At 65.2% G+C, this 19,216-nt stretch carries 21 protein-coding genes and 1 tRNA gene; 10 read left to right on the forward strand and 12 right to left on the reverse strand.

The annotated features are described in order from the left end of the window. The first annotated feature begins 85 nt into the window (after nucleotides 1-85). The 3 genes from FPV16_RS02930 (at nucleotide 86) to FPV16_RS02940 (ending at nucleotide 2,982) form a co-directional block, all read left to right on the forward strand. Nucleotides 86-1,111 carry a zinc-binding dehydrogenase gene (locus FPV16_RS02930; protein WP_227435958.1) on the forward strand — a complete coding sequence of 342 codons (1,026 nt, stop codon included), beginning with the start codon at nucleotides 86-88 and terminating at the stop codon, nucleotides 1,109-1,111. Nucleotides 1,112-1,208: 97 nt separating this feature from the next. Next, entirely contained in the window at nucleotides 1,209-2,228 is a 1,020-nt protein-coding gene (locus FPV16_RS02935) for a lipid A biosynthesis lauroyl acyltransferase (protein ID WP_227435960.1), read from the forward strand. Nucleotides 2,229-2,232: 4 nt separating this feature from the next. Continuing rightward, complete coding sequence (locus FPV16_RS02940; RefSeq protein ID WP_227435962.1) at nucleotides 2,233-2,982, forward strand: DUF1223 domain-containing protein; 750 nt, start codon at nucleotides 2,233-2,235, stop codon at nucleotides 2,980-2,982. 30 nt (nucleotides 2,983-3,012) lie between these two features. Here the strand turns inward: FPV16_RS02940 and FPV16_RS02945 are convergent, their stop codons facing one another. From FPV16_RS02945 to FPV16_RS02955, 3 genes are all read right to left on the reverse strand, one after another. After that, the gene (locus tag FPV16_RS02945) at nucleotides 3,013-4,278 is read right to left on the reverse strand and encodes an aminopeptidase (RefSeq protein ID WP_227435964.1); all 1,266 of its coding nucleotides are present in this window, start codon (nucleotides 4,276-4,278) and stop codon (nucleotides 3,013-3,015) included. Between the two features lie 102 nt (nucleotides 4,279-4,380). Then, nucleotides 4,381-4,674 carry a DUF2218 domain-containing protein gene (locus tag FPV16_RS02950; RefSeq protein ID WP_227435966.1) on the reverse strand — a complete coding sequence of 98 codons (294 nt, stop codon included), beginning with the start codon at nucleotides 4,672-4,674 and terminating at the stop codon, nucleotides 4,381-4,383. Nucleotides 4,675-4,988: 314 nt separating this feature from the next. Continuing rightward, entirely contained in the window at nucleotides 4,989-6,434 is a 1,446-nt protein-coding gene (locus FPV16_RS02955) for an FAD-binding oxidoreductase (protein WP_227435967.1), read from the reverse strand. Nucleotides 6,435-6,604: 170 nt separating this feature from the next. On the opposite strand from FPV16_RS02955, the gene FPV16_RS02960 reads away from it, so the two are divergent. The 4 genes from FPV16_RS02960 (at nucleotide 6,605) to FPV16_RS02975 (ending at nucleotide 8,676) form a co-directional block, all read left to right on the forward strand. Next, entirely contained in the window at nucleotides 6,605-7,303 is a 699-nt protein-coding gene (locus FPV16_RS02960; RefSeq protein ID WP_227435969.1) for a fumarylacetoacetate hydrolase family protein, read from the forward strand. Continuing rightward, on the forward strand, nucleotides 7,300-7,779 hold the full coding sequence (locus tag FPV16_RS02965) for an NUDIX domain-containing protein (RefSeq protein WP_227435971.1): 480 nt from the start codon (nucleotides 7,300-7,302) through the stop codon (nucleotides 7,777-7,779). Before FPV16_RS02960 ends, FPV16_RS02965 begins: the two co-directional genes overlap by 4 nt. 129 nt (nucleotides 7,780-7,908) lie before the next feature. Continuing rightward, nucleotides 7,909-7,983 (forward strand) — tRNA-Gly (locus FPV16_RS02970). 516 nt (nucleotides 7,984-8,499) lie between these two features. Continuing rightward, nucleotides 8,500-8,676, forward strand: a complete 177-nt coding sequence (locus FPV16_RS02975) for a hypothetical protein (protein ID WP_155935152.1) — start codon at nucleotides 8,500-8,502, stop codon at nucleotides 8,674-8,676. Nucleotides 8,677-9,073: 397 nt separating this feature from the next. Here the strand turns inward: FPV16_RS02975 and FPV16_RS02980 are convergent, their stop codons facing one another. Both FPV16_RS02980 and FPV16_RS02985 read right to left on the reverse strand, forming a co-directional pair. After that, nucleotides 9,074-9,256, reverse strand: coding sequence for a hypothetical protein (locus FPV16_RS02980; protein WP_056427522.1), 183 nt, complete (start codon nucleotides 9,254-9,256; stop codon nucleotides 9,074-9,076). Nucleotides 9,257-9,467: 211 nt separating this feature from the next. Then, nucleotides 9,468-11,282, reverse strand: coding sequence for an adenine deaminase (locus tag FPV16_RS02985; protein WP_227435973.1), 1,815 nt, complete (start codon nucleotides 11,280-11,282; stop codon nucleotides 9,468-9,470). Nucleotides 11,283-11,608: 326 nt separating this feature from the next. Between FPV16_RS02985 and FPV16_RS02990 the strand changes: the two genes are divergently transcribed. After that, a complete protein-coding gene (locus FPV16_RS02990) occupies nucleotides 11,609-11,866 on the forward strand; it encodes a hypothetical protein (RefSeq protein WP_227435974.1) in 258 nt (85 codons plus the stop codon). Between the two features lie 2 nt (nucleotides 11,867-11,868). Here the strand turns inward: FPV16_RS02990 and FPV16_RS02995 are convergent, their stop codons facing one another. The 5 genes from FPV16_RS02995 to FPV16_RS03015 form a co-directional block, all read right to left on the reverse strand. After that, complete coding sequence (locus FPV16_RS02995) at nucleotides 11,869-12,084, reverse strand: alkylphosphonate utilization protein (RefSeq protein ID WP_027173036.1); 216 nt, start codon at nucleotides 12,082-12,084, stop codon at nucleotides 11,869-11,871. 3 nt (nucleotides 12,085-12,087) lie between these two features. After that, nucleotides 12,088-12,303 carry a hypothetical protein gene (locus tag FPV16_RS03000; RefSeq protein ID WP_027173037.1) on the reverse strand — a complete coding sequence of 72 codons (216 nt, stop codon included), beginning with the start codon at nucleotides 12,301-12,303 and terminating at the stop codon, nucleotides 12,088-12,090. A gap of 127 nt (nucleotides 12,304-12,430) precedes the next feature. Then, nucleotides 12,431-13,186, reverse strand: coding sequence for an ABC transporter ATP-binding protein (locus FPV16_RS03005; protein ID WP_227435976.1), 756 nt, complete (start codon nucleotides 13,184-13,186; stop codon nucleotides 12,431-12,433). Continuing rightward, nucleotides 13,186-13,938, reverse strand: a complete 753-nt coding sequence (locus FPV16_RS03010; protein WP_227435978.1) for an ABC transporter permease — start codon at nucleotides 13,936-13,938, stop codon at nucleotides 13,186-13,188. Before FPV16_RS03010 ends, FPV16_RS03005 begins: the two co-directional genes overlap by 1 nt. Before the next feature lie 17 nt (nucleotides 13,939-13,955). Then, nucleotides 13,956-14,984 carry an ABC transporter substrate-binding protein gene (locus FPV16_RS03015; RefSeq protein WP_227435980.1) on the reverse strand — a complete coding sequence of 343 codons (1,029 nt, stop codon included), beginning with the start codon at nucleotides 14,982-14,984 and terminating at the stop codon, nucleotides 13,956-13,958. Between the two features lie 262 nt (nucleotides 14,985-15,246). Between FPV16_RS03015 and FPV16_RS03020 the strand changes: the two genes are divergently transcribed. Continuing rightward, complete coding sequence (locus FPV16_RS03020) at nucleotides 15,247-15,648, forward strand: DUF3597 domain-containing protein (RefSeq protein ID WP_227435982.1); 402 nt, start codon at nucleotides 15,247-15,249, stop codon at nucleotides 15,646-15,648. Between the two features lie 1,452 nt (nucleotides 15,649-17,100). On the opposite strand, the gene FPV16_RS03030 is transcribed toward FPV16_RS03020, so the two are convergent. Both FPV16_RS03030 and FPV16_RS03035 read right to left on the reverse strand, forming a co-directional pair. Beyond that, nucleotides 17,101-18,258 (reverse strand): polyamine ABC transporter substrate-binding protein, encoded by a 1,158-nt coding sequence (locus FPV16_RS03030; RefSeq protein ID WP_227435984.1) that lies wholly within the window; start codon nucleotides 18,256-18,258, stop codon nucleotides 17,101-17,103. 26 nt (nucleotides 18,259-18,284) lie between these two features. Then, nucleotides 18,285-18,647 (reverse strand): RidA family protein, encoded by a 363-nt coding sequence (locus FPV16_RS03035; protein WP_227435986.1) that lies wholly within the window; start codon nucleotides 18,645-18,647, stop codon nucleotides 18,285-18,287. A gap of 207 nt (nucleotides 18,648-18,854) precedes the next feature. Between FPV16_RS03035 and FPV16_RS03040 the strand changes: the two genes are divergently transcribed. Then, nucleotides 18,855-19,118 carry a GlsB/YeaQ/YmgE family stress response membrane protein gene (locus FPV16_RS03040; protein ID WP_227435988.1) on the forward strand — a complete coding sequence of 88 codons (264 nt, stop codon included), beginning with the start codon at nucleotides 18,855-18,857 and terminating at the stop codon, nucleotides 19,116-19,118. Nucleotides 19,119-19,216: the final 98 nt, after the last annotated feature.

Below are 19,216 nucleotides of genomic sequence, written 5' to 3' on the forward strand. Positions count from 1 at the left end.
TCGAAGCCCGCTGTCGCGGGGGCCTGAGGACGAGGTCGCGGGAAGGACATCCCGAGCCCGATACGCCCGACCGGAGACGAGACCGATGCAAGCCCTCCAACTCTTCGGCGACCGCGACCTGCGCCTCGGCGAGATCGATCCGCCTGCCGCTCCCGGCCCAGGCGAGGTTCAGATCCGCGTGCGCGCGGTGGGCTTGAACTTCATCGATGTCTGGGGCTTTCGCGGCATGGCCTTCGCCAAGCGCAAGATGCCGCTAACGGTGGGAGCCGAAGCCTCGGGCGAGATCGTCGGCGTCGGCGAGGGCGTGACGGACCTGCGCGAGAATGACCGCGTGGTGATGTACGGCGCACAGACTTGCGGCCGCTGTAAGGCATGCCGGGAAGGTCGCGACAACCTGTGCGAGGACGTCTCCGGCGTCATGGGCTTCCATATCGACGGGTTCGCGCGCGAGCGCGTCACCATACAGGCCCGTCTCGTGGTGAAGGTGCCCGATGGGGTAAGCTTCACCGACGCGGCCTGTGCGCCGATCGCCTTCGGCACCGTTCAGCACATGCTGTTCGACAATGCCAGGCTGGAACCCGGCGAGAGCATTCTCGTCCATGCTGGCGGCTCGGGCATCGGCACGGCCGCGATCAAGATGGCCAAGGCTATCGGCTGCACTGTGTTCACGACAGTGGGCGACGACAGGAAGGGCGAGATGGCGAAAGCCCTCGGCGCCGATCACGTCATCAACTACCGTGACGAGCGCTTCGAGGGCGAGGTCCGCCGGCTGACCAAGCGGAAGGGCGTCGATGTGGTCTTCGAGCATGTCGGTCCCGACACTTGGAACGGCTCGCTTTTGTGCCTCAAGCGAGGCGGTCGCCTCGTCACATGCGGATCCACCTCCGGCGTCTCCACCACCATGAACCTCATGCAGTTGTTCCAGCAGCAATACCGCATCACCGGCTCATTCGGCTGCTCCATGGCCAATATCCGACAGTCCCTCGCGAAGATGGCGGAGGGGATCACGCCGGTGGTGGATACGGTTCTCCCATTGGAGGATTTTTCACGGGGGCTGGAACGCCTGGAATCGCGCAAGGTGTTCGGGAAGATCCTGGTGGCGATCGACTGACCTATCGTTGCGGCAAGCAGGGCTCGCCTCCACCTCAGGCTGCCCCTCACCCGGAAAATGTTCTACACGAGCACGATAGCCACTTCCGGATAGTCTCGTGCTGCGTCTTGCCCTCGTCCTGAACCGCCACCTGCCTCGGATGGCGGGAATCGCCATGATTCCGTTGGTCCGCTGCCTGTTCTGGCTGGCGCGCGTGCTAGGGACCGAGCGGGCGAGCCGCACCGGCGGGGCGATCGCGCGGAGGGTAGGACCTTTCCTGCCGGCAAACCGCATCGCGTTAGCGAACCTGCGCGCTGCCTACCCCGAGAAGGATGAGGCCAAGATCAAGGCGCTGGCTAGGGAGGCCTGGGACAATCTCGGCCGGACGGGGGCGGAATACGCCCATCTCGCCACTCTGTTCGATGTCGACCCCGCCGATCCGGCGAGCCAGCGCATGTCCGTTGCCGGCGCAGAGCATTTCGAGGCCTTGCGCGATGACGGCAAGCCGGGGCTGATCTTCGCCGCCCACCTCGCCAATTGGGAATTGCCGGCGATCTGCGCTGCTCGCTACGGGCTCGTGGCTACGGCAATCTTCCGGCCGCCCAACGATATCGCCTCGGCCCGCCTCGTCGCCGAGGTGCGCCGCGAGACCATGGGCGGTCTGGCGGCGGCGGGGCAGGGCGCCGTGTTCTCCATGCAGGGCGTCGTGGAGCGCGGCGGCCATCTCGGCCAGCTCATCGATCAGCATTTCACCCGCGGCGTGGTGGTCGAGTTCTTCGGCCGGCCCGTTCTCGTGAACCCACTGCTCGCCAAGCTCGCCAAGCATTACGAATGCCCCGTCCACGGAGTCCGCGTGGTGCGCAAGGACAATGCCCACTTCCATCTCGAGCTCACCCCACCCCTCGACCTGCCCCGCGATGCCAAAGGCGAGATCGACGTGCAGGGCGCGATGCAGGCGATGACCCGCGTGGTGGAGGAGTGGGTCCGGGACAATCCCGGCCAATGGCTGTGGATGCACAGGCGCTGGCGGCCGAACATGCTGCCAAAACCCAAGGGGGCCCTGGCGAAACAGCCAGATCCATCCAGGGACCATCGAGGCAACGTGACTTCCGTTACGGGCGAAGGCGCTGTCACATAGGCATATGGGCCGATCCGTTGCACGCCTGCGCCGTTCCGCGCTGAACCTTCTCGCGCTGACACCTTTGCTCTCGCATATGGCAGGTTCGGCACGCGCCGAGCCGCCCCGCGCGGTGATCGAGCTCTTCACCAGCCAAGGTTGCAGCGCCTGCCAGCAGGCCTCGCGGATGATGGGGGACTACGCTCAGCAGCCCGATGTCATCGCCCTGACACTGCCTGTGACCTACTGGGACTATCTCGGCTGGAAGGACGAGTTCGCGATTCCCGCCTTCACCGAGCGACAGCGCGCCTATGCTCTCAGCCATGGCGAGCGCCAGCTTTTCACGCCCCAGGCCATCATTAACGGCGAGCCGTCCCCGGTCCGGTCGGATAAGGCATTCCTCGACCGCAGCCTTCGCGCGGCACGGCAGGCGGGAGTTCTCACTGTGCCGGTGAAGGTAACGGACCAGGGGGACCGTATCGCCATCGATATCGGCACCGGACGCGGGACCGGCGAGGTCTGGCTGCTGCCAATCCTGCGCAGGCACAGGACTGCGGTTGCGCACGGCGAAAACAAGGGGCAGGTGGTGGATTACGTCAACGTGGTGCGCGGGATGCACAAGGTCGGAGCCTGGATGGGCCAGGCCGCACATTTCGAACTCCCGCGCAATCTCGCTCGCTCGGGTAATGCCGATGGCTACGTGGTCGTTCTCCAGAGCGGGACGCTGGCCCATCCCGCCCGCATTCTCGGCGCTACGAAGGGGCCGGGCTTCTAAGCTGAGACCGCTCGACCCCTTTTAGATGCCTCAGCCGACCCATTCCCCCGCACGCATCACCGGCACAGCGCGACCCTCGGCGGTGAGGCCATCGACATCGATCTCGGCCGAGCCGATCATCCAGTCTATGTGGATCAGGCTGCGGTTTGCGCCACGTGCTGCGAGGTCGTCCTCGCTGAAGCCTTCACCACCGTTGCGGAAGCATTTGCTGTAGGCTTGGCCCAGGGCAATGTGGCTCGCGGCGTTCTCGTCGTAGAGAGTGTTGTAGAACAGGAGCCCGGAAGCCGAGATGGCGGACGAGGCCGGCACCAGGGCCACCTCGCCGAGGCAGCGCGAGCCCTCGTCCGTATCAAGCACGCGCGCGAGGACGTCACTCCCTGTGCGAGCCGTCGCCTCGACGATGCGCCCTTCCTCGAACCGGACCCGAATGCCATCGATCAGCGTGCCTTGGTAGGACAGGGGCTTGGTGCTGGCCACGTAGCCGTCCACCCGCGACTTGTGCGGCGTGGTAAACACTTCCTCGGTGGGGATGTTGGCGTTGCACAGGATGCCGCTGCGCGAGACGGAGGCACCACCGCACCATTCGTGATCGTCGGCGAGGCCGACGGTGAGGTCGGTATCCGGCCCCTGAAACCGCAGGGCCGCGAAGCGATGCTCATTGAGGATTTTGGTGCGGGCGTGGAGAGCATCGTTATGCGCCTTCCACTGGCTCACCGGATCGGCCCCGTCGACGCGCGACGCGGCGAAAATCGCGTCCCACAGGCGTGCCAGGGCTTCGTCCTCGGGGCAATCTGGGAAGACGGTCCTTGCCCACGGGCGGGTCGCCGCCGAGACGATCGTCCAGTTGGTGGCAAAGTTCGCGATGAGTTCGAGGGCCGGCACATAGGCCTTCGAGCGTGAGCGATTGGCGCGAGCGACCTTTTGCGTATCCTGCCCAGCCAGCAAGGACGGATCGTCTCCGGCGATCGCGAGCCTTGCAGCTCCATTGCGGAACGCCTCGGCCATGCCGCTATAGAGCCAACCCGTAGCCGTATCGAACGCGTCGTCGGGCGCATGGGCGAAGCGCGCCAGGGTCGCGGCATCGTCAGAATAGAAGGTCGTCACCAGGGACGCACCGGCCTTGTAGGCCTCGGTGGTGATCGCACGGGCGAGGGGCGCAGCTTCGAGCGGCGCCGTCATCACCAATTCCTGGCCGTGCTTGAGCCCGAGCCCAATGCGGACCGCCACCTCGGCAAGGCGGCTGATCCGCTCGTCAAAGGAGAGGGCGATCGTGTCAGTCCCAGTGCTCGTCGTCATCGCCCTGTCTCCTCAGCTCCACCCCGCATAAACTGCACAGACGGCGCTCAGCAAGATCGGCATTCGTTCCGGCGATTCAAGCGCGGGGCTCGCAGGAGGCGGTCAGGCCGCGCGCGACCAGGTGATTTCGCCGAGATTTTCGCGGAAGGCGAAACGCATGAGATGGTCGGCCACCACGTTTTCGAGGCGGGTCAGACCGGCCGGATCGGGAGTCGCGACACGCATCAGCAAAGCATCGGCCTCTGCCTGGAACGTGCAGACCCGGTCCTCGCCGAACGGCACCGTACCAGCCGCTTCCGTGGCTTCCACGGGGAATTTGTGGCTCCAATGGCGGCAGAGCTGCTTCAGGTAGCGGCTTGCCTCGGCAGTGGGAACTCTCGCCTGCGACGTCGGCATCGTCTGGTCTCCTTCGGTCCCTGTAATCCATGGGCGCAGCCGGTGCTTGGTGTCACCCGGCTGGGCAGTCCGTCATCGAGGGTGCGATCCGCCTCTCATGAAGAGGGCAGGACCGTTAACGCCCCCGTAAGACGCTGCAGCGCACCCATGGAGCAATCTCATCGTAATAGCGCTTTAGACCGGGATTCGAAGCCGATTTATGGCGCATCGCGAGACGGATTGTGACCCTTTCTTGTGCGACGCACAATGGGGCATGTGAACAACGCGGTAAGCGCCCACGGCGTCCTTGGGGCGAAGTCAGACGGTTTCTGCTTTTAAGCAGGTGGAAGCGCCGGAGGTGGGTTTGCCGACAGAGCAATGACCTTCCCGGGGTTCAGCAGATCGAGGGGATCGAGCGCGAGCTTGAGCCTGCGCATAAGGTCCAGGCCGACCGGATCGCCGTAACGACCGAGTTCGTCTCGCTTGATCAGGCCGATTCCGTGCTCAGCGGCGATGGACCCGCCCATGCGATGCACGATATCGTGAACGATCCTGTTGAATCGCGCCCAATCCCCGAGGAAGGCGGGCTTGTCCATGCCGAGAGGCTGGCTGAGGTTGAAGTGGATGTTGCCGTCGCCGAAATGCCCGAACGCGCAAACGCGCAGGCCCGGCATCTCGGCCTCGCATGCCGCGATCGCCGTATCCAGGAAATCTGCAAGGCGCGAGAGCGGCACTGAGACGTCGTGCTTGATCGAGGCGCCTTCGAGCGACTGAACGTCGGACAGGTTTTCGCGGAGCGCCCACAAGCTCGCGTTCTGCGTCTCGCTCAATCCGATGACGGCATCCTCCACGAGGCCATCCTCGATGGCAGCGGCAAGCGCCGCCTCAAGACCGTCCAGGGCCTCTGCCCCGGTGCGCGTCGTGGACATCTCGACGAGCGCGTAGGCCGCGTGGTCGCCGGGGAGGGGGCGCTGACATGCGGGTCTGTGTTTCAACACGATGTCGAGGCCGAAGCGCGGAATGTACTCGAATGCCGTGAGGTCCTGTCCAGCCGTCCGCTTCAACGCGTCGAACAAGGCCAGAGCGGCCTGCGGGGACGACAGGCCGGCAAAGCCGACCGCCCGCGACGAGGGCTTGGGATAGAGCTTCAGCACCGCTGCCGTAATGATTCCGAGCGTCCCTTCCGATCCGACGAACAGATGTTTCAGGTCGTAGCCCGCATTGTCCTTGCGCAGCGCGCTTAGCCCGTTCCAGACCCGGCCGTCGGCCAGCACCACTTCGAGCCCGAGCACGAGGTCACGCATGTTGCCATAGGCGAGGACGCCGGTCCCGCCGGCATTGGTCGCGAGATTGCCGCCGATCGTGCACGAGCCCTCAGAGGGCAGCGACAGGGGGAACAGCATCCCCTGCTCATCGGCCGCCGCCTGAACCTCGGCAAGCAGGGCGCCAGCCTCGACGGTGATGCTGGCGCTTAGGGGATCGATGGCGCGGATGCGCGAGAGGCGGCCGAGGGACAGGACGATCCCGCCGTGTGGCACTCCGCCCCCCACCAATCCGGTATTACCGCCCTGGGCGACGATGGCGATTCCAGCTTCGGCGCAGACTGTAACGACGAAAGCGACCTCGGAGGTATCGGCCGGACGGACGACGGCGAGCGCGCGGCCCTGGAAGAGGCCGCGCCATTCCACGAGATGAGGCGCAATGTCCGCGGGCGCCGTGAGGACATGCTTCTCCCCCAAGCGTCCGGCGAGACGAGAGAGGAGATCGGTGGAAGCGGTCACGGGTAGCTCGAAGCGCGAGATGAAAGGGTTAACGGCGGAGTGGTTGTGGCCGGACCGACACGATGGCGGCGGCTGGCCCGCTTCCTATGATAAAGATCGCGACCCGTCTTTGCAGGGAGCGGAGCTACCCCGCAACCGATCTGCTCAAACCGAGAGGAGTTGCCCGACCGATGCAGTCCGTGATCCCGAACCCGCCCCGCATCGTCCTACCCATCGTGGGCAGCGAGGACTTCTTCCCCGTGCGCCGCGTCTATTGCGTGGGACGCAACTATGCAGCTCATGCCCGTGAAATGGGGAAGGATCCCGACCACGAGCCGCCGTTCTTCTTCATGAAACCGGCGGACGCGCTCCAGATCGTCCCGGGCGCGGAGGTAGTGGATCATCCCTATCCGCCGCGCACCGCCAATTACCATTTCGAGGTGGAACTCGTCGCGGCCCTCGGGCGTGGCGGGCGGGACATCCTTGCAGCCGAGGCGCTCAATCACGTCTACGGCTATGCCGTTGGTCTCGACATGACCCGGCGCGATGTTCAGGACGAAGCCAAGCGCCTCGCTCGCCCGTGGGACCTCGCCAAGTCGGCGGATGCTTCGGCCCCCATCGGACCACTCCGCCGGGTCGAAGGTTGGGGCCATCCGATGCGCGGCGCCATTGCACTCTCGGTAGACGATAGTCCCCGCCAGACCGGCGACCTGTCGGAGATGATCTGGTCGATCTCCGACCAGATCGCCCTCCTGTCTACCTATTTCGAGCTCCATCCCGGCGACCTCATCTTCACCGGCACCCCTTCGGGCGTCGGCGCGGTCGAGCGGGGACAGGTGATGGAGGCGGCCATCGAGGGCTTCGGCGCCATCCGGCTCAACGTCGTATGATCGGAAGCCTCTTCGACCGGCCGCTGATCCAGCGGCTGTTTCAGCTCGGCGCCCTCGCCACCCGCGGGATGACCCTCGGCGTGCGTGGGGTCGCCCTCGATGCACGGGGACGCGTCTGTCTCGTGCGCCACACCTATGTGCGGGGATGGCACTTGCCCGGCGGTGGCGTCGAGATCGGCGAGAACGCCGTCGATGCCATGGTTCGCGAGTTCCGGGAAGAGGCCGAGGTCGTGGTCGAGGCAGCGGACACGCTGCGCCTGCATGGCTTTTTCCGCAGCACTGCTGCCGCAGGCCGCGACCACATCGCCGTCTACGCCGCCCCCGCTTTCACGCTTCTCGGACCGAAGGCACCCGACCGGGAGATCGCGGAGAGCGACTTCTTCGCGCTTGATGCCCTACCTGAGGAGACTACGCGGGCCACCCGCGAGCGGCTCAACGAGATCGTCCATGGGCGCCCCCCGGCGGCCACGTGGTGAGGACGCGAGAAAGTTGCCCGCCGGCAAAAGAACCGCAAAACAGCCCTTGCCACGCCCGCAGGAATGTTGTTTAGAGACGCCGTCCGGGGCCGCCGGCGGGTCTTCTTCTCCAGCGGCACGGCATAGTGAGCGGGTGTAGCTCAGGGGTAGAGCACAACCTTGCCAAGGTTGGGGTCGAGGGTTCGAATCCCTTCGCCCGCTCCAATTTATCCAACCAAACTAATGCTTAGCGACAGGCCACCTTCGGGTGGCCTTCGTCGTTTTTGCGCTGCGCATCGCGTCTTCCAACGGACAAGCATGACACGTCATCTTCAGGCAAAACTGCTCGTCCAATGGCCGCCGTGGGCTTTGTCGATGAACCAATGCGCCCCTCTGCATGTTGGGAGAGCGACAGCAAGGGATAAGACATATGACATCGACATGGATGACCCTTGAGGAGCTCGCCCTTAACCGCCAGATTACGGTCGATGAGGCTCTCCGGATCGTGAACGAGGCCCATTGCCCAAAGGTATTCCGCGCGTCGGCGACGCTCTATCTGGTCTAAGGGCCACGGGCACATATTAGGGTTTCGGTAACGATTTTTGCTCTTTATGCCGGTCCCGGCCCCGATCCGCTGAATCCAGACCGAAGGAATACGACGCGATGAAATCATTCCGGATTGCCGCTCTCACGGCATTCGTAGCCTGCGCAGGCTTCGCCTCAGCATCCCAGGCCGCACCCATGTCGCTCGGCAAGGTGGATATCGCTCCGTCGAGCGCAGTGGAACATGTCCAGTATGGCTATGGCTACGGCTACGGTCACAGTGCCCGTTATCTGCGTCGCAAGGCTATTCGGCAGGAAATCCGCCGCGAGCGTCGTTGGGATGCGCGCCGCCGCGCTTGGCGCTACGGCTACTGAGCATTCCGTCGTCATCGGCAATTGACTGAACGGACTTAGACAGCCCGGCGCCATTATATGGAGCCGGGCTGTTTTCATATGCAGGCTTGAGCGGCTTCAGCATTCATACGGGAGTTGTCGGGAGTCAGGACCCGTATCCGGATGATAGCAAATCCAGTCTCTCTAACGCGGCTGGGCTAGGTCACGCCAGTTATCGGGCGGGATCGGCATCGCGACGAGGTGTGCCCGGTACATTCCTGTTACCGGCCAAATACAGCCTATCAACCGCGTTGCCCGTCGCTCACAGCATTCGGAGTACGACGAGCGTCAGGACACCCCGCTTTAATGTCGTTGCCCTCGCAGATTAACGAAAAGCCAACCCTTCATCGCCACGTTAAAGCCCCGGACAGCGATCCCGTCAAAGGGCTTGTCCGCCGTTCTGACGCATGGGATCGCAGATTTTCGCAGACACCTTATCGAGATGTTCGCAGGCGTTCTTGAGGTACCAAGCCTTCAGATCCGGCTGGGTTGGTGCGACGAACATCGCCACGAGGACGAAGCCGACGAAGCCGAGGACGACAAGCGTCAGAAGATTCCGCATCAACTCACTCCAAAAAAGAGCGTTCTCTTCCGGTAACAGGCCGTGAGCCCAGAGAAGACAACGCAAAACGGCCAGCCAATCGCCTCAACGGACAATTCAGCTGGCCGATTCGGTAATAACACGACTTGTGAAAGCCGACATGGGAAAGAAAGGCTGTTGAGACCTGACCTAGCAACGCTGTCGGCAGTGTCTCGGTTCCTGATCGGGAGTCTCACGTCTCTGTGGGTTCGAAGAGCGGCACGATCCGCATGGCGGGCACCAGCACGAGGCCTTTATCCGTGATCCGGATTTCGGGAATGACCGACAGGGGGATCAGGTTGAACCCCATATAGGGGATTGTGCATCCGGCCCGCTCCCAGGCCTTCTTCAGCAGGCGGACTTCCTCGGCGACGATGCCGATGCGTTTGTCCGAGAGAAGCCCCGCCACCGGCAGCGGAACCATGGCAGTGACTTGACCATCCTCGACAACACAGACGCCACCTTGAATCGCCGACAGCGCATCGAGCGCGACGCGCATGTCCTCCTCATTCAGCCCCGCGACGATCACGTTGTGCGAATCGTGGCCCACACTGCTCGCGACCGCGCCATGTTTCAGCCCGAAGGCGCGCAGCAATCCGTGCGCGACGTTCCCGGCTCCGCCATGGCGCTCGATGACGGTGACGAAGCACAGGTCGTTGTCCCGCAATGTCGTCGCCCAATCCGCACCAGGCGTCAGGCTGTACCGCTCATGGGTCAGCTCGATGCCGGGAAGCGTGGTGCGGATGGCGTTGACCACACAGCGGCCTTCGGGAAGCACCGGAACGAGGGCTGACAGGGGCTGCGGCAGATGCATCGTCGCATAGGCCGGTGCAGGGTATCGGTAGGGGCGCGAGAGCGCCGCATCGAGGAGGGGCGTGATCCTGCGGTTCTCGACCACGCAGCGACCGCCGAACCAAGTGGTCTGCGGAATGAAATCGTCGTCGAGGAGCACGAGATCGGCCCGGCGTCCCCCACCGAAACCGCCGATCTCGCCGTCGAGGCCATAGCGGGTGGCTGGATGAAGTGAGCCCATCGACCATGCCTGTTCAGGCGGGATTCCCATGCGGATGGCCTCTCGCACCACCCAGTCGAGGCCGTAGGCAAGAAGGTCCTGCGCGTCCCGGTCGTCGGTACAGACGCAGACCCGCTTGGCGGCGGCCCCGAGCTCGATGATCGTGCCGATGGCCTTGGGCAGGCTATGCCAGGGCGTGGTCGGCGGGCCGCCACGCAGGTAGATCCACAGGCCAGCCTCCAGGAGATCGTCGGCGATATCCCGGTCGATGGCCTCGTGGGTGTCGGTGACGCCGCTCGCCGCATAGGCACTGACGAAGCCGAGCCCGTAGATATGGCCGGAGACCGGCCGCCCACGCTGCAGTGCCGCCGCAATGATGGCGTGAGCCCGCTCGTCGCCCTCGGCCACGGCAACGAAATCCATCTTCTCGCCGAGACCAATCGCCTCCGGCCAGGCATCGAACAGAGCGCCGATCTTATCCGCCGTAAGATCGCCTCCAGCAGACTCCAGCTCCGGGGAGGTCGCTGGGACCGTGCTTGGAACCGTAAGGTAGATGTTGAGCGGCGCCGCGCGGGCATCCTCCAGCATCCAGGCGATCCCGTCCGCGTCGAGGACGTTGCCGATCTCGTGGCTGTCGCAGACGATCGTCGTGGTGCCGTTCAGGAGCGCCGCTTCGGCATAGGCGCAGGCCGTCACCATGCTGCTCTCGATGTGCAGATGCGGATCGACCAAGCCAGGAGCCAGAATGCCGCCCTCGGCGTCATAGCGTGAAGCGCCGCCCCTGTAGGTTCCTGCCGGCTTCACGGCAGCGATGCGCCCGCCGGTGATCCAGACCTCGCTGGCGGGCCGCATCCGTTCGGAATAGGTGGACAGAATCCGCACGCCGGTGATGACCAGATCGGGCTCGGCCCGTCCGCCTGCGACACTGGCAAGCTGGCGGGTCATCCGGCTCAAAGGGGCGACGGAGAAGCGTGTCAGCGGTGTCGGATCGGTCATCGCGCAATCGGCTCCTCGCTCGCCGGGCCCTGGCCCGACGGGCGGGTCCCCGCGGGCGGTCCGCACGCATCATGCCACAGGTCGGTCCATCAGGTCGGCCCATGCGGCAGGCTGCCTCGCGCCGCACCGTGCCGGAGGGGATACGGGTTGCCTTAATGCCGGGACGGGACCATGTAGCGCCGGAGCCCGGTCGCGACCCTTCCGATCGGTCGGCGACGGCGAAGAAGGCAGGATGCAGGCGGGACCACGGGGTCGATCGCTAAGCACCATGCCTTGAGAGCCGTCGACCGGGCACCTTCCCAGGTTTTATCCTCCGAGCATCCGTCATGGCCAAGCGCACCAAGTCGAAACCGCAGGAGCGTGGCTCCGTCCTGTTCGATGTCCTCTACGAGGACGAGTCCCGCGCCTCGAACCGGCGGGTTCCCATGGAGATCCTCGGAGGCCTCGATGGCGACGAGCCGGCCCGGCTCCTCATCGAGGAGCAGGACCGCGCCATCGCCGAGAAGTCCGGCCGCCCCTCCCGTGCCATCCGCAGCCTGAGCCGCTCGCCGATCCGTGCGCCGAGCGCCGTCTCCGGCGACTAATCTCAGGCCTTCTTGAGGAACTGGGTCTTCAGGACGAGCCCCTTCACCTTGTCGGCATTGCACTCGATCTCGTCGGGATCATCCGTGATGCGGATGTTCTTGATCAGCGTTCCCCGCTTCAAGGTGGTCGAGGTTCCCTTCACCTTGAGGTCCTTGACCAGGGTCACGGAATCTCCGTCCGCCAGCTTCGTGCCGTTGGCGTCCTTCGTGTCGGCCATGGCTCAGGCGTCCGCGTTGGAGATCGGCGGCATGTAGGGCTGTCCGGCATTGGTCAGCGCCCGGTCGACCGCCTCGATCGCCAGCAGGATACGCATGAAATCCTCCGCCGCGGAGGCGGCGGCGAGTTCGCTCGAACCGATCCGCTTGGCGAGGGCGCTGCGCTGCCGCGAGAGGCTGGCGCGGGCGCGGTTGAGGTCTGCAATCTCGTCAGGCGTCATGGCGGGGTCTCTCTGCCGATCGACCGCCCAGGCGGTCTCGGGTGGGGAGCGATGCAGTCTTTATCGGCGGGATGCAATGGCGCTTCCCTGGGAGAACGCCCCAACGACACCTCGCCTGCGCGGAGGGTCACAATTCCGCCGACCGCCCCGACAATTCGGCCCGCAGCATCCGGGCCGCATCGGTAAGAGCCGTATCCCTGCGCAGGCGGGGGCGGGGAACGTCAATCGTCATATCGGCGGCGACCCGTCCGGGACTGCCCGCGAGCACCACGACGCGGTCGGCGAGGGTCACCGCCTCGTCGATATCGTGGGTGACGAACAGAATGGTCTTGCCCGTCGTCGCCTGGATGCGCTGCAGCTCGTCCTGCAGGCCCTCGCGGGTGAAGCTGTCCAGCGCCGAGAACGGTTCGTCCATGAGGAGCACGTCCGGGTCGACGGCCAGCGCGCGCGCGATGGCGACGCGCTGGCGCTGTCCGCCGGAGAGCTGGTGCGGCCAGCGCTGGCCGAGGTCGCCGAGGCCCACGAGGATGAGCATCTCCTGCGCCTTGGCCAGGCGCTGAGCCTTCGACAGGCCGCTGCCCTCGAGACCGAAGGCGACGTTGGCGATCACCCGGCGCCATGGGAGCAGGCGGGCGTCCTGGAACACCAGCGCCATCGGCGTGCGGCAGCCCTCGCGCGTGGCGAGGCGCACCGTCCCGCCGCTGGGCTCGGCGAGGCCGATCAGCACCCGCAGGACCGTGGATTTGCCGACGCCGGATTCGCCGACGATGACCACGAACTCCCCGCGCGCGATGGCGAGGTCGAGGTCCGACAGGATGACGTTGCGGATGCCGTCGCGCTCGTAGGCGAGGCTGAGGCCGCGTATGTCGATGATCGGGTCCATCAGGCGCGCCACCGCAGGAGCCAGCCCTGGAGGGCGACGAAGCCGGTATCGAACAGGCCGTAGAGCCCGGCCATGGTGAGCATGTAGACGACCACGATGTCGGTGGAGAGGAGGCTGGAGGCCTGCATCATGCGGGCGCCGACGCCGGGCACGCCGAAGATCTCGGCGGCGACCACCGCCATCCAGGCCTGGCCCAGCGCCGTGCGCAGGCCGACGAGGATGCCAGGAGTCGCGGCCGGCAGCAGGATCTTGGTGAGGCGCGACCAGGCGGAGCGGAAGCCGAAGGCCTGGGCGACCTCGATCAGGTCGCGGTCGACCCCGCGCACGGCCCCTTGCGTAGCGAAGAACACGATCCAGAACACGCCGATGGCGATGATGAACACGGCGGCCGAGGGCTGGACCCCGAACCAGATGATGGCGAAGGGCACCCAGGCGAGGCCGGGGATCGGGCGCAGCAGGCGCACGATCCAGGCGGTGAGCGCCTCGAAGCCGCGGAACATCCCCACGACGATGCCGAGCGCAATACCGGCCCCGGCGCCGACCACGAGGCCGACGAGGTAGTGGCTGAGGCTCGACCACACCGCTTCGCCCCAGACCCCGAGGCGGATCTCGTTGAGGAAGGCGGCGGGGATCGTGCTCGGCGGCGGCAGGAAGGCCGGGTTGATCAGCCCGAGCCGGGGCATCGCCTCCCAGAACAGGAGGAAGGCGATGAGCCCGAAAGCCGCGAGGGCGGGTGCGCGAAGGGAACTCATCCGGTCGGTACGCGCGGTCAGGGCGCGATGGCCTTCTCGTAGTAGCGCGAGTCGAACAGCCCATCGAGGGGCACGTCCTTCTCCAGGGCGCCGATGGAGACCTGATAGGCCTGCATCGCCTTGGTGGCGACCACGATGGCGCGCGGATCGACGGTGAACTTCGCCGCCGGGGAGGTGAGGGCCTTCTGGATGGTGGCGAGATCGACGATGCCCTTGCCGAGGGCGGCGAGCACGTGCGGCGCGGCCTTGGCCGAGTCGGATTTCAACAGGGTGTCGGCGCGGATGAGGGAGCGCACCAGGGATTCCACGGCGCCGGGGTTCCGGTCGGCATAGGCGCCGTAGACGCCCACCACCGTGCCCGGCTGGTCGGGGAACATCTCGGCTCCGTTGGCGATCAGCTTGATCTCGGGGTTGCGGCCCTGGACGATGGTGAGGGCCGGCTCGCGGATCGAGGCCCCGTCGACGGCGCCGGCGAGGATCGCCTGCTGCGTCGCGTCGATGCCCATGGACACCACCTCGGCATTGGCCTTGTCGGCCTTGGCCACCTGCCACAGCCAATGCTGCAGGGTGGTGTTGGGCACCGAGCCGAGGGGCTGGGTGGCGAGGCGGGCGGGGCGGCCTTCCTTGGCCTTGAACTGCGCGAAGGCCTCGGCCTTGCTCGCGCCGCTGGCGAGGAAGGGGGCGAGCTTCGGCCCGGCCACGAACACCATCTCCTCCACCGCCGTGGAGGCGACCACGCGGACGTCGATGTTCTTGGTCCGCGCCACGGCGAGGGGCGCGACGCCGGCGACGTAGACGTCGATGGTGCCGGATGCCAGCGCCTGAATCATGTTCGGGCCGGATTCGAAGGTGGTGAAGGTGGGGGCGAGGCCCGCCTCCTTGAGCCAGCCTTCGCCGTTGGCCACGAAGATCGGCGCGGCGCCGATGACCGGGATGACGCCGATTCGCATCGGCGTCGGCGCGGTCTGCGCCTGGGCGGGGGCGGCGAGGACGAGCCCGACGAAGGCCGTCAGGAGCGTCGCGAGGACGGGGAGGGGAGAGCGCATCGGGAGATCCGGATTCCGGAGCGAAGGGTGGCCCGCCGAGGAGCCTTGAGCCCGGCCATGCCACAGGCGGCGCATTCTTCAAACACCCGTGAGCGAAAGAACGGCCCCGGCCCCTCAATCGGGGAGGGCGTTCCCCGCTCACGCTTGGCCGCGCGGTCTTTATTCCCCGGCGTGGGACCGGAACGGGCTCGGCCCGATTCCGTTGAGAGCAGGAGACCGGCCGCATCTCGTCGCGGCCGGCCAACGACAAGGACACAACGCCATGAGCTTTCTCGGCAGCATCGTCAGCAAGATCCTGCACCCGTTCGGTGGCGGAAGCACCAGCGCGGAGGCCGCCCCCGCCGACGCACCGGCCGGCACGGCCACGACCGACACGACCGGCGCCGCAGCGGCGAAGCCCGGCGAGCCCGTGGACGTGGAAGCCGTGCTGAACGGCCTGGCCTCCAAGAACTCGCAGACCCTCAACTGGCGCACCTCCATCGTCGACCTGATGAAGCTCCTCGACATCGATTCGAGCCTCAGCGCCCGCAAGTCGCTCGCCGACGAGCTGCACTACACCGGCGACAAGGAAGACTCGGCCACGATGAACGTCTGGCTGCACAAGCAGGTCATCAAGAAGCTCGAGGAGAACGGCGGCAAGGTGCCGGCCGACCTGAAGGATTGATCGTAGGGGAGAGCCCCCTCTCCCCGCGAGCGGGGAGAGGATCGCGGACACCTCGTCGTGTCCGCGATGAGCGAGAGGCGAAGCCGAAGCGAGGGTGAGGGGGCGATTTCGAAAGAGACTCGTCCGTCATCGCCCCCTCACCCTCGGCTGCCGCCTCGACGCGCCGACGACGAGGTCGTCGCGTCCCTCTCCCCGCGAGCGGGGCGAGGGGATCCACACACCTTCACCCCCGCGCGCGGACAAGCGCCGGGGGGAATGGCCTAAGAGAAGTCCCAAACAGGGGACGCGGGACGCCGCGGAACCCATTGAGCGCTAGAATTGTTTGCCGGTCCCCCGGCGTCCCGTCAGGCTCCGGCGTTCCCGCCGGGGCCTGTTTTGTCGTCGCGGTGTCTCCAGCGGTCCTCGCGTTGCGTCGCGCCTGAGGTGGTCGTGTTGCATCCCAGCCCGGCTGTTCGAACGGACTTTGCCCCGCACGCCCTCTCGTATTGGAGGGGCCGCAAACCTCGTCATGGCAGCCCAGAACGGGGTCAGTGCCGGGGCATTTAACTCCCGACCTACCGCGCCCCCATCCGAGCCCCCAGACTATCGAGCCGCCGCCCGGGGCGATGGTGACCGACACCACCGACGCAGGCACCGCCCCGCCGCCCCTTTCGGCCCACCCGGTCGGTCACCGGACAGGCCCCCTTCGCTGGGCGGCAGGTGTGGGGATATAGGCATGAAATAGGAATTTTGTCAAGAAATCTCGAATCAATTCGTGAAAGCTCGAACGACGAGGAGCGCAGCGTTAAGACCCTCCGTGGCTTCGCCCTTTACAAGGTGATCTGCAAATCTTGATCTGCCGATCACAACTGCTTCAAGTCGAACCTCATTCATGAAACCCCAAATTAAAAATCTAAAATAATATTTGAAAGTTTACGCGTTAAATTTCGATGATATTGACATTAAACATTACAATCGTATAAACTTGAAGTCTCGTGTGCCTTCGGCTGCGGAAGACATGAATGACGATCGGATTTCGACTTTGCATGTTAGCAGCAGGATCAACAATCCTAATGACTTCTTATAGCAGCGCAGAGACAAAGCGATGGTTTGATCCACGGCTTCCATTATCCTGCCAGGAAGACCCAGTTTATACGCCGCGATTGCGAGCTCTTGCTGCCTGTAGTGCGGCAAAGCCAGGACTAGAATGGCACATACTGTGTCGTCCGTTCTATTCCATTCATGGTGGAATATTGCAAGACTACGACTGGCAGACCCCACGCACCCCGCGCGACTATGAGTTGCGAGGAACGTGGAATGACCGGATGTCTACATGCCCAATTATAGAGCTTTGAGATATTGTCTTGGCAGTTAAAATCTAGTGCTTTTTCATTTTGTTACAGTTTTCAAACTGTAACAGCAAAGCAATAGACGGACTCGTCTTAGAGGGACAGCAACGTCACAACTCAGATATCACCGCCCCGTCCGCACCCGCGTCCAATTCCGCGTCACGAACCGCTGCGTCCGGTCATCCCAGGCCTGGTTGGTGAAGAGCCGCTGCATCGTCGCGTCGTCCGGGTAGATGCCGGCATTCGACAGAATCTCCGGCTTCACCAGCGGTTTCGCGGCGAGGTTGCCGTTGGCGTAGGAGACGAAATTGGTGTTGGCGGCGGCGACCTCGGGGCGCATCAGGTAGTCGATGAACCGGTGGGCCTCCTCCGGGTGGGGGGCGTCCTTGGGGATGGCCAGCGCGTCGAACCACATCAGCGCGCCTTCCTTCGGGATGAAATAGGCGATCTCGACGCCGTTCTTCGATTCCTCGGCGCGTTTCTTCGCCTGCATCACGTCGCCGGAATAGCCCACCGCGAGGCAGAGATCGCCGTTGGCGAGCCCGTTGATGTATTCCGACGAGTGGAATTTCCGCACCGAGCCGCGCACCTTGAACAGGGCGTCGGTGACCTGGGAGATGTCGTCCCAGCGCTTGGTGTCGGGCTTGAGGCCGTAGGCCGGCAGCATGCTGGGGATCAGGTCCTCGGGGCTGTCGAGCATCATCACCCCGCAATCCTTCAGCTTGGCCATCAGCGCGGGGTTGAGCACCAGGGTCCAGGTGTTGAGGGCCTGGTTCGGGCCGAGGCGCTCGCGCACGGGGCCGAGATTCACGCCGATGCCGGTGGTGCCCCACATGTAATCGACGGCATAGGCGTTGCCGGGATCGTAGACCGCGAGGCGCTGGGCGATCTCGGGCCAGGCGTGTTTGAGGTTGGGGATCTTGGCCTTGTCGAGGGGGCGGAACACGCCCGCCTTGATCAGCCGCTGCAGGAACGGGCCGGTGGGCACCACGAGATCGTAGCCGGACTGGCCGGCGAGCAGCTTCGTCTCCAGGATCTCGTTGTTGTCGTAGGTGTCGTACACGACCTTGATGCCGGTCTCCCTGGTGAAGGCGTCCAGCATCTTGGGGTCGATATAGTCCGACCAGTTGTAGATGTTGACCACGCGCTCGGGTCCCTTGGGCTCCTGGCCCTTCTGCTCCTGAACCTGCGCCGAATTGAGGAAGGCGAAGGCCAGGAACAGCGACCCGGCGAGGCTGAGCGCCAGCGCGATCAGAAGGATGACGAAAACGATCCGGCGCATCGGCTGGCTCCTCGCTTGTCCGGGCCTCAGGCGGGACGCTTCACCGCGACGACGACGATCTCCACGAGGTATTCGGGGGCGGCGAGCTTGGCCTCCACCGTGGCGCGGGCGGGCGGGTTGTCCTTCGAGACCCAGGAATCCCAGGCGGCGTTCATCTCGGCGAAGGTGGCGATGTCGGCGAGATAGATCGTGGTCGAGAGGATCCGGCTCTTGTCGCTGCCGGCCTGGGCGAGCAGCCGGTCGATCTCGGCGAGGATCTCCTGCGTCTGCGCCGTGACGCCGGCCCCCACCACCGTGCCGGCCACCTGACCCGCGAGGTAGACCATGTCGCCATAGGTGACGGCCTGGCTCATGCGGGCGCCGGATTCGAAACGGGTGATCGTGGACATGCGGGGACACTCGACAATGGGGGAGGGTGCCCCGCGTTGTGCCGTGCGGGAGGGCCGCCCGTAAAGGGGCAGGGGGACGCGCCCCTTCGCGGAATGAGACATTCTCGCCACGCCGGGCGCAACCCATCCCGCGATGCGGCGTTGCTTGACCAATACGGCCAAGTCCGGCGGGGACAATCCCGGCCGCCGCGTATCGGGGATCATCTCATGGGTATCATCTGGACCATCATCATCGGCTTCCTCGCCGGTGTCGTCGCCAAGTTCATCATGCCGGGCGACAAGGAGCCCGCGGGCTTCATCCTCACCACGATCCTCGGCATCGTCGGCGCCTTCGTCGCCACCTTCCTCGGCCAGGCGCTCGGCTGGTACGGCCCGAACCAGGGCGCGGGCTTCATCGGCGCGGTGGTCGGCGCCATCGTGGTGCTCGCCATCTACGGCTTCATCGCCAACCGCCGCACCACCACCCTCTGAACGGCCGCGACAGTGCGGGCCTCAGGTCCGCGCCTTTCGCGTTTCATTGAACATGAAAAAAGGGGCGCCCCATCGGAGCGCCCCTTTTGCGTGTCTTG

It is taken from the genome of Methylobacterium sp. W2 (assembly GCF_020662345.1).
Classification (GTDB): Bacteria; Pseudomonadota; Alphaproteobacteria; order Rhizobiales; family Beijerinckiaceae; genus Methylobacterium.

Bases quoted from the DNA above. Each gene is read 5' to 3' on its own strand.
- FPV16_RS02930 (WP_227435958.1), top strand. From the start codon at position 86: ATGCAAGCCCTCCAACTCTTCGGCGACCGCGACCTGCGCCTCGGCGAG.
- FPV16_RS02940 (WP_227435962.1), top strand. From the start codon at position 2,233: ATGGGCCGATCCGTTGCACGCCTGCGCCGTTCCGCGCTGAACCTTCTC.
- FPV16_RS02945 (WP_227435964.1), bottom strand. From the start codon at position 4,278: ATGACGACGAGCACTGGGACTGACACGATCGCCCTCTCCTTTGACGAG.
- FPV16_RS02950 (WP_227435966.1), bottom strand. From the start codon at position 4,674: ATGCCGACGTCGCAGGCGAGAGTTCCCACTGCCGAGGCAAGCCGCTAC.
- FPV16_RS02960 (WP_227435969.1), top strand. From the start codon at position 6,605: ATGCAGTCCGTGATCCCGAACCCGCCCCGCATCGTCCTACCCATCGTG.
- FPV16_RS02965 (WP_227435971.1), top strand. From the start codon at position 7,300: ATGATCGGAAGCCTCTTCGACCGGCCGCTGATCCAGCGGCTGTTTCAG.
- FPV16_RS02975 (WP_155935152.1), top strand. From the start codon at position 8,500: ATGTCGCTCGGCAAGGTGGATATCGCTCCGTCGAGCGCAGTGGAACAT.
- FPV16_RS02980 (WP_056427522.1), bottom strand. From the start codon at position 9,256: ATGCGGAATCTTCTGACGCTTGTCGTCCTCGGCTTCGTCGGCTTCGTC.
- FPV16_RS02985 (WP_227435973.1), bottom strand. From the start codon at position 11,282: ATGACCGATCCGACACCGCTGACACGCTTCTCCGTCGCCCCTTTGAGC.
- FPV16_RS02990 (WP_227435974.1), top strand. From the start codon at position 11,609: ATGGCCAAGCGCACCAAGTCGAAACCGCAGGAGCGTGGCTCCGTCCTG.
- FPV16_RS02995 (WP_027173036.1), bottom strand. From the start codon at position 12,084: ATGGCCGACACGAAGGACGCCAACGGCACGAAGCTGGCGGACGGAGAT.
- FPV16_RS03000 (WP_027173037.1), bottom strand. From the start codon at position 12,303: ATGACGCCTGACGAGATTGCAGACCTCAACCGCGCCCGCGCCAGCCTC.
- FPV16_RS03005 (WP_227435976.1), bottom strand. From the start codon at position 13,186: ATGGACCCGATCATCGACATACGCGGCCTCAGCCTCGCCTACGAGCGC.
- FPV16_RS03010 (WP_227435978.1), bottom strand. From the start codon at position 13,938: ATGAGTTCCCTTCGCGCACCCGCCCTCGCGGCTTTCGGGCTCATCGCC.
- FPV16_RS03015 (WP_227435980.1), bottom strand. From the start codon at position 14,984: ATGCGCTCTCCCCTCCCCGTCCTCGCGACGCTCCTGACGGCCTTCGTC.
- FPV16_RS03020 (WP_227435982.1), top strand. From the start codon at position 15,247: ATGAGCTTTCTCGGCAGCATCGTCAGCAAGATCCTGCACCCGTTCGGT.
- FPV16_RS03030 (WP_227435984.1), bottom strand. From the start codon at position 18,258: ATGCGCCGGATCGTTTTCGTCATCCTTCTGATCGCGCTGGCGCTCAGC.
- FPV16_RS03035 (WP_227435986.1), bottom strand. From the start codon at position 18,647: ATGTCCACGATCACCCGTTTCGAATCCGGCGCCCGCATGAGCCAGGCC.
- FPV16_RS03040 (WP_227435988.1), top strand. From the start codon at position 18,855: ATGGGTATCATCTGGACCATCATCATCGGCTTCCTCGCCGGTGTCGTC.